This is a genomic window from Paenarthrobacter sp. CM16 (genome assembly GCF_013179505.1).
GTDB lineage: Bacteria > Actinomycetota > Actinomycetes > Actinomycetales > Micrococcaceae > Arthrobacter.
Genome location: NZ_JABMCX010000241.1, coordinates 1 through 7,054, shown reverse-complemented (window position 1 = coordinate 7,054; position 7,054 = coordinate 1). Strand labels below are relative to the sequence as shown.

Here is a 7,054-nt window from a genome sequence, read left to right as displayed (position 1 = left end):
CATGCCGGCACTCCATGAGCGCCTCAAGGCAGGCGGCCACACCGTGTATACCCGTGAACTGACCACCCCCGATGTCCGCGGCACCGGCCTGAGCGTAGTCCGCGCAGTGGTGGGAGGGTTGGTACCCAACGCCCCGGCCGCCTTCTCATACCTGGGCTGTCCCAGATTCGGGGAAGCGGCACTCCAACGCGGCTGGAGGGAAACCGTGCCATCGCGCCCCCAGGACTTCACCCTCGCCCCGCCTCCCCATATGTAATGGAAATACCCGACGTGCTCCTCCCCGAAGGCCTTGCCCGCGCCTGGACTTCCGAAATGCCCGGGCCCGTGCAGCCACCTGGTCCCCGGAACGCCCCGGCCCGAGGCTCTGCCCAACCGCCGGGCCCGGCAGGCATTCCGGTCACCGCCATGCTGCGGGCCCTCTGGTGGAGCGAGACATTCCACCTCAACCCGGCCACTGGACTACCCGGAAAGGTCCGTCAACGCGCAGTACCGTCGGCCGGTGGGTGCTACCCGGTGCAACTGAGGGTCCTCTGCGGGGCCGGCTGCGACGTCCCGCCCGGAACGTACATGTTCCATCACGGCCACGCTGAGGGCACCAGTGACGGCGGGCTGCTGCGCTTGCACGGACAGGACGCCGTCGCTCACCTCTCAGCCGGAGTGCGTGCCCCCGGCCGGGGAGCCGTCGTCGTACTGACTGTGCTGACCCAGCGCACCGCCTCGAAGTACCACCACCGGGCGGGACCCCTGTTGATCGCCGACACCGCGTATGCGGCCGTAGCGCTAGTGCACCATGCCGCAGCCCTTGAGGTGCCCGCCGGGTGGAGCGTCCTGGCACCACAACACTGGCCCGGGCCGATCCCGGAGTTCACGGTGGCTGCAGTGACACTCGGTGCTGCATCCGGGGGCATCGGGAACACGCGGGAGGACACTGCGGGTCCACGGATCGCCGGCGTGACCGAAGCGCAGCTGGCGACCCGGAGGAGTGCGGACGTAAGCGGTCCTCGCGCCAGGGCAAGCCGCGCGAATGACTCGAACACGGCACTTCAGCGGCTGTTGGACAGTTCCTTGCCCACCTTCCCGGAGCCCGTTCCGTCGTCCTGCCGTATCCGGCTCCTCACCGGGCACTTGATGAAGTCACCACTGCTGCCCCAACGGTGCGCAGGCCAACACTGGGTACGCAATCTCCACGCCTTAGTGGTCTTCGAAACCTCCATCACGCCCACCCACGAGTCGATGTGGTGGTCTGCCGCGCTCGCAGCACACATCCTCTACACCGCCCTGGGGACGGACACGAGTCTCGATTTCAGACCCGTCGGCGGATGGACAGGGACGCACCACGGGTGGACGACGCTTCACGGACTCGGAATCGTCCCCCGGGAATCAGACCACAACACCCACGAATGGCCCGCCCATGCTGGTCAATAAGAGGCTCCTTCAGATGACGTCCGGTCACCGCGGCCCACTGTTCGGCGTCACGGCGTTACTGTGCGCCACCACCGCGAGCTATTGGCTGCAGGCCTGGTTCTTGGCCCAAGCGCTCGCGGCCCTGGTGCTGATGGCGCGGGAGCCCGCAGCCCACGACGACGGAATGTACGGGCCGCTGGTTCCGTACCTTGTCGGTGTACTCGCCTGCGGGGTTGGCCGACTGGTGCTCCAGCAACTCCACGCCCGGCTGGCGAGCTCCCTGGGATCCGGCGTTCGCCTCCATGTTCGGCGCTCCTTGGCCCACCGGTTGCTCCAGCCCGAGAGATTGAGGGACACCTCTGAACGGAGCGGAGCCCGGCGGCTGGCCCTCAGTGAAGGCGTTGATGGAGTGGACACCTACATCAGCCAGTACATCCCGCATGCCTTCCAACTTCAGATAGTGGTGCCGGCCCTCCTGCTATGGATCGCTTGGTTGAATCCCCTCCTGGCTCTGGCCCTGGCCCTCGCCGTGGCAGTAGCCGTTGGCGCCCCTAAACTCTGGAGCAAGGTGCTGGCCAAACGCGGACAGCACCACTGGGACAGTTACGAAGCCCTCAGTGCCGATTTTCTGGAAGCACTCCAAGGCATGCGCACGCTGAAGATCCTGCACGCCGTTCCCCGGACACGGGCCAGGCTCAACAACCGTTCGCAGCAGTTGCACCGGGCAACGGTGTCAACAATGCGCACCTCCTTGGTGGACACCGCCTTGGCAGATTTCGGAATCCAGGCAGGATTGTTGGCTGCAGCGGCAATGGCCGCGATCGCAGCCATGGGACAAGGCCCGTTGGCCGGGCCCGGATCTGCCGGCATGACCTATTTCCTCCTGATGCTCTCTTCCGAGGTGTTCAGGCCGGTGCGGGACCTGGCCCGGCAGTGGCACGCCGGGTATCTGGGGCTCTCTGCCTTGGGGAGCATTGATGCAGCGGGCGGTGCCGACGACGGCAAGCCCACCCCACGCTGGGAAGGACAGCAGGCGGACTCCGGGCTGGAGAAGGTGCATGAGCTGGCGACGATCCACAAGGCTCCCACGTCGCCTGATGATGCCAATGCCTTGGACCGTCCCGAAACTCTTACCTTGGACCGGGTGAGCTTCCGCTACTCCGACGCCGACCCCTGGGTCCTGCACCAGGCCTCAGCCCGGATCCGGCGCGGGGGCCTCACCGCGCTCGCAGGCGTGTCCGGGGCGGGCAAGAGCACGCTGTTCGATCTCCTGCTGGGATTCCTTCCCGTAGGGGAGAACCGGATTCGCTTGGATGGCCGGCCACTGAGGCCCAGTGATGTCAGCGTCGTTTCCCAGCGCAGCTACCTCTTTCCGGGGACCATCCGGGAGAACCTGCGAGTGGTAGCGCCTGCTGCCAGCGAGGCGCATTTTTGGAGTGTCCTCGACGCAGCCGGCCTGGGGGAGGAACTGCGGCAATGGCCTGAGGGCTTGGATACCGTGCTGTCCGAAGGCGGCGGTTCGGTATCAGGCGGTCAGCTCCAGAGACTCGCTATCGCCCGGGCACTCCTGGTCGACAGGCCGGTTCTCCTGCTGGACGAGCCAACGTCTGCCCTCAATGCCGAGCTTGCCGGACTCGTCCTGGCAGGTCTTCGCCGGGTGTCCTCCCAGCGCATTGTCCTCATGATCGCTCATCGTCCCGAGGCCCTTGCCGCCGCAGACACCGTACTTCGTCTTAGCGAAGGTCAACTCCTGACAACCCGGCAACCGGAAGCAGCCACGCTATGAGTGCTACAGCCCGAACTCCACGTAACCCGCTGCTGGGCCTGATTCCGTATATGTCCGGTGAATGGGCGGCCATGGTGTGGACCGCGGCGGTGGGCATCCTGAACAATCTGGCGCTCATTGTCCTGGCAGTCACCGGTTCCTACGTGGTTGCCTTGGCCGTCATACGTCAGGAAACCGCCGCTCCGGCCTGGTGGATCCTCGGAATCACAGCAGTGATCCTCCGGGCCGTTCTCACCTGGCATGAGATGGATATTTCGCACAGCATCGCTTACAGGATTTTGGCGGCACTAAGGATCGCACTCTTTAATGGTTTCGCCCGCGGAGTCCCGTCCCGCAAACCTGGTCAGCACACCGGCAAGCTTGCTGCAACGGCCATGGGAGATGTCGAAAAGCTCGAGTTCTTCTACGCCCATACTGTTGCCCAGCTTGTCGGAGCGGCAGTACTGTTCATCGCCGGCGTAGCGGTCCTACGGCCGCTCGGCCCGGAGATTGGCGGGGCGTTGCTACTGGGGTTCGCCGCGTTGATGGCGGTGACGCTGCCGGGTCTGCGAAGGGGTGCCGTGCTGGGAGCGAGGGTTCAGGAAGCCCGGACTGCGGTCTCGGTCCTTGCGGTGGACCTGTTGGCAGGAACCCGGGAGATCCTGGGGTTTGGTCTCCAGGAGCATGCACAGCGTCAGTTGGCGGAACAGAGCCTCGTGGTGGACGCCGGGCAACGCAAACTTAGCTCTTTCCTCGCTTTGGCGGCCTCGCTGCGGGAGCTATGCGTTGTGGGCACTGTGGTAGCGGTGTTCCTGGCCGCAATTTCCACGCCGGGGCTGGATGCGGTGTGGTTGCCTGCATTGGTTGCGGGGACCTTGACCTTACTGGCCCCGATTTCTGAAGGCGTGGCCACTGTGACGCAACTTCAGCCGCACCGCGCCAGTGCGCACCGCGTTTCGGAGGGGATCAACTTGCCCTCGAACACGGGCCGGGCACCCGGGACCACGGAATTTGAACCCGACGGGCCGCTGGGTATCGAGGTGAAGAACCTGCAGTTCACCTACGACGACGGCGAACCGGCTTTGCGGTCGACCTCACTGTCCGTAGCACCGGGGGAGCATCTGGGGATCAGCGGCCGGTCAGGTGCGGGGAAAACCACGCTGGCCCGGCTTTTAGTGCGTCTCTGGGCCCCGGATTCCGGGAGCATTTCGCTGGTATCGCGTGAGGGCAGGGCGGTTGATGCCTGGGCGGTGAATGAGGCTTCGTTCCGGCGCATGGTCACACTGGTGGAACAGGACTCGCCGGTATTTCACGGTTCCGTCCTGGAGAACATGCACTTCGCATGCCCCGCGGCAACCGGGCCCGAGGTCCTGGAGGCTTTGCAACGTGCGGGGCTTCCGCTCGTCGGGGATCGCTGGGCCGGAGGGGTGGATACTGTGATCGGTGAGCAGGGGATGAGCCTGTCCGGCGGCGAAATGGCGCGCTTTTGTTTGGCGAGGGCGTTGCTGATGAGGCCCAAGGTTCTGGTGCTGGATGAAACCACTGCAAGCCTGGATCCTGCCTCGGAAAATGCCTTGGTAGAGGCTCTTGCAGGGATCGCCGGGGAGACCACGGTCATCACGGTCTCGCACAGGGAGTCCACCCTTGCCGCCTGCGACCGCCGGGTGCATCTGGGGGAGTAGCTGTATCACCCCCAGTGCCCGCTCATTCCCCCTGCGAGACGGCAGTTGGCGCCCATATTTTTGAAAAACATGGGCGCCAACTGCCAAACTCGCGGAGGCTGGAAGGGGTTAGAACGCTTCCGGGTGCAGGCCCTTCGCGATCTGCTCCACGGCACGGAGGTTGCCCCACGTGCCGGGCATGACGTCGTCCGAGCTGATGGCAACCAGGCGGTTGTTCTTCACTGCGGCTACCTCGGGAAACTTCTCTTTGAGGAACGTACGGGTGGCGTCCTCGTGGGCTTTATCCAAGGTGGTGAACACGATCACCTCGGGGTTCTTCTCCACCAATGTCTCCGGGGAGATCATCGCCGAGAAGAATTTGGCGAATGCCTCGTCGGAGGGGCTGAAGAGATTCTTGCCGCCTGCGGTCTTGATCATGTCGTACTCGATGCCGGCTCCGATGGCCGCGATGGAGTTTCCTTCCACGAAAAGCTCCACCACGGTGGGCTTGTCCTTGCCGTCTACTGCCTTCTCCACCGAGGACAGCAGATCAGCGGCTTCCGTTCGCACGGCTGCGGTGTTGCCGCCGGCGCCAACAATCGCACCAATGTTCTCTATATCAGTGAGGATGTCCTTGACCTCCGCCTTGCTCCGGCGTTCCATGCATCCTGCAATGGCTATGTAGGACTCAGCCCCAGCGGCTTTGAGCTGTTCAATGCTCGCAAATCCTTGCTCGGCTGTGAATTCGTAGGCGGTGGGCGAGTAGACGAAGTCGGGATTGGCGCCAAGCAGGATTTCACGCGACGGCGGCATCTGATCGCTCAGTTGTTTGACCACACCGCGCTCCTTCAGCTCCGGCAGCAACTCGCGGCCCTTGGTTTGAGCCTCAGCGGCTAGCTTGTTCGCGGCGCCCAGCTTAACCAACAGCTCGGACTGTCCAGGTGTCATGGCCACGATGCGCTCCGGTACGGAGGTAAAGGTCAGCGTGCGTCCGCAGTTCTCGATGGTGCCGGCGGGTTTGACCGCACTGCCGGCCTTTTCCGTTGCAGGGCTTTGGCTGACAGCCTGTCCGCAGCCCGCGAGCAGCATTCCGCTGAGCGTCATCACGGACAATACTGCAGCCGTTTTGGGCAGGGTGGATTTCTTCATGGATGTGCCTCCAGGGTTGTGTTTGTGATGAGAAACTTCAGGGGCGGGACGCAGATAGCTCAGGGTCTTTGTGTGGTGCCGTGGCTGCGTTCGGTGCTGCGGCTGCGTTCGGTGCTGCGGCTGCTATGGCGATCAGCGGCCTGCCGGTGAGTGGATGCTTTAGCTTCCGTGACTGAACCCCAAAGCAGTCCCGGATGAGCTCCGGGTCCAACAGCGATGCCGGCGGACCGAAGGCCTGCACCTTCCCGGACTGCAGGACCGCGATGTGGTCGCAGAATTCTGCTGCAAGGTTCATGTCGTGCAGGGCTGCCAGGACAGTCCGTCCCCGTGAGGTGACCAGCTGCATGAGTTCCAGCTGGAAAGCGATGTCGAGGTGGTTGGTGGGCTCGTCCAACACCAGTACCGGTGCTTCCTGGACAAGTGCGCGAGCCAGCAGCACTCGTTGTTTTTCGCCACCGGACAATCCGGCAAAGTATCGGTCCGTGAGTGAGGAGGCACCGACGTCGAGCAGTGCTTGGTGGACCAGGTGATGGTCCTGGGGGGAATCGGCACCGAAACCGTGCTGGTGTGGGGCGCGGCCCAGCATCACTACCTCTCGGGCCGTCATGGGGAAGTCCTGGCTTGATTCCTGGGCCATGACTGCCACTCTTAGCGCCATTTGCCGGGAGCTAAGACGGCGGACGTCCTCGCCATCAAGCAGGACACAGCCGGCTGATGGTTTATTCACCCGGTAGAGGGTGCGGAGAAGGGTTGATTTGCCGCAACCGTTGGGCCCCAATATCCCGATTACCGAGCCGCTGGGTGCCGGGAAACTGACATCGTGGACCACGCGCGTACTCCCCAAATCGACGCTCACGTTCTTGAATTCAACATTCATCGCTTGATACCTCCGCGGACAGCTCCGTTGCTGCGCATGAGCCACAGGAAGAACGGCGCCCCTACAGTAGCGGTGAGGATGCCCAAGGGGATCTCCGCCGGTTGGGCGATGGTGCGTGCCAGGAGGTCGGTGAACATGAGGAACAGGGCGCCGCCGAAGATCGTGACCGGGAGCATTTTTCGATGGTCCGAGCCAACC

At 63.9% G+C, this 7,054-nt stretch carries 6 protein-coding genes and 1 pseudogene; 4 read left to right on the top strand and 3 right to left on the bottom strand.

All coding sequences use genetic code 11. From position 1 onward, the window contains the following. The 4 genes and pseudogenes from HP499_RS18160 to HP499_RS18145 all read left to right on the top strand — a co-directional run. A pseudogene (locus HP499_RS18160) lies at positions 1-256 on the top strand (hypothetical protein); the annotation flags it as partial. Further along, complete coding sequence (locus HP499_RS18155) at positions 256-1,425, top strand: hypothetical protein (RefSeq protein WP_172325589.1); 1,170 nt, start codon at positions 256-258, stop codon at positions 1,423-1,425. The pseudogene HP499_RS18160 and the gene HP499_RS18155, both read left to right, overlap by 1 nt. Positions 1,426-1,438: 13 nt before the next feature. Continuing rightward, entirely contained in the window at positions 1,439-3,190 is a 1,752-nt protein-coding gene (locus tag HP499_RS18150; protein ID WP_172325588.1) for an ATP-binding cassette domain-containing protein, read from the top strand. Continuing rightward, on the top strand, positions 3,187-4,851 hold the full coding sequence (locus HP499_RS18145; protein ID WP_172325587.1) for an amino acid ABC transporter ATP-binding/permease protein: 1,665 nt from the start codon (positions 3,187-3,189) through the stop codon (positions 4,849-4,851). The genes HP499_RS18150 and HP499_RS18145 overlap by 4 nt, the downstream gene beginning before the upstream one ends. A gap of 108 nt (positions 4,852-4,959) precedes the next feature. On the opposite strand, the gene HP499_RS18140 is transcribed toward HP499_RS18145, so the two are convergent. From HP499_RS18140 to HP499_RS18130, 3 genes are all read right to left on the bottom strand, one after another. Beyond that, positions 4,960-5,979, bottom strand: coding sequence for an ABC transporter substrate-binding protein (locus HP499_RS18140; RefSeq protein ID WP_253951678.1), 1,020 nt, complete (start codon positions 5,977-5,979; stop codon positions 4,960-4,962). A gap of 37 nt (positions 5,980-6,016) precedes the next feature. Continuing rightward, positions 6,017-6,856: an ABC transporter ATP-binding protein gene (locus HP499_RS18135; RefSeq protein ID WP_172325586.1), complete on the bottom strand. Its 840-nt coding sequence runs from the start codon at positions 6,854-6,856 to the stop codon at positions 6,017-6,019. Further along, positions 6,853-7,054 (bottom strand): iron chelate uptake ABC transporter family permease subunit (locus HP499_RS18130; RefSeq protein ID WP_172325585.1); only part of this gene is annotated, 202 nt, incomplete at its 5' end. The genes HP499_RS18135 and HP499_RS18130, both read right to left, overlap by 4 nt.

Excerpts from the sequence above, each read along its gene's own strand:
- HP499_RS18155 (WP_172325589.1), top strand. The coding sequence starts at position 256 with ATGGAAATACCCGACGTGCTCCTCCCCGAAGGCCTTGCCCGCGCCTGG.
- HP499_RS18150 (WP_172325588.1), top strand. The coding sequence starts at position 1,439 with ATGACGTCCGGTCACCGCGGCCCACTGTTCGGCGTCACGGCGTTACTG.
- HP499_RS18145 (WP_172325587.1), top strand. The coding sequence starts at position 3,187 with ATGAGTGCTACAGCCCGAACTCCACGTAACCCGCTGCTGGGCCTGATT.
- HP499_RS18140 (WP_253951678.1), bottom strand. The coding sequence starts at position 5,979 with ATGAAGAAATCCACCCTGCCCAAAACGGCTGCAGTATTGTCCGTGATG.
- HP499_RS18135 (WP_172325586.1), bottom strand. The coding sequence starts at position 6,856 with ATGAATGTTGAATTCAAGAACGTGAGCGTCGATTTGGGGAGTACGCGC.